The organism is Paenibacillus sp. 2TAB23, from assembly GCF_052115165.1.
Lineage (GTDB): Bacteria > Bacillota > Bacilli > Paenibacillales > Paenibacillaceae > Pristimantibacillus.
In genome coordinates, this window is sequence record NZ_JBFRGD010000073.1 from 1 (window position 1) to 540 (window position 540).

2 tRNA genes and 1 rRNA gene are annotated in these 540 nt (G+C 48.7%); all 3 read left to right on the forward strand.

Annotation, left to right across the window (positions count from 1 at the left end):
- Positions 1-13 precede the first annotated feature (13 nt).
- The 3 genes from rrf (at position 14) to AB4Z29_RS32355 (ending at position 355) form a co-directional block, all read left to right on the forward strand.
- Positions 14-130, forward strand: a 5S ribosomal RNA gene (rrf, locus tag AB4Z29_RS32345).
- Positions 131-171: 41 nt separating this feature from the next.
- Positions 172-248 (forward strand) — tRNA-Ile (locus tag AB4Z29_RS32350).
- 31 nt (positions 249-279) lie between these two features.
- Positions 280-355, forward strand: a tRNA-Ala gene (locus AB4Z29_RS32355).
- Positions 356-540: the final 185 nt, after the last annotated feature.

Here is a 540-nt window from a genome sequence, read left to right on the forward strand (position 1 = left end):
GTCATGTCATCCGTTTGGTGGCGATGGCGGAGGGGAACCACGCGTTCCCATACCGAACACGACCGTTAAGCCCTCCAGCGCCAATGGTACTTAGACCGCAGGGTCTTGGGAGAGTAGGACGTCGCCAAGCAGGTGTTATACTTACACCTTAATATGTACAATTAGAATTAAGGGCCTTTAGCTCAGCTGGTTAGAGCGCACCCCTGATAAGGGTGAGGTCGGTGGTTCGAGTCCACTAAGGCCCACCACTTCTAAATTCTTTTTGTCAAAACCTAACATGGGGCCATAGCTCAGCTGGGAGAGCGCCTGCCTTGCAAGCAGGAGGTCAGCGGTTCGATCCCGCTTGGCTCCACCAAAAACAAATTGCACCTTGAAAACTGGATAACGAAAGAAAAGAAATTGCTGAAACATCCTTTAAGCTGTTTTTATTGTAAGCGAAAGGTGTTCGAGATTGCAGTGACTTTTGCAGCCTTTATTTCTACCTCTAACGGGGTTATTGTTCAAAGAAATCAAGCTGGAAGGGAACGCAAGCCGAATCAC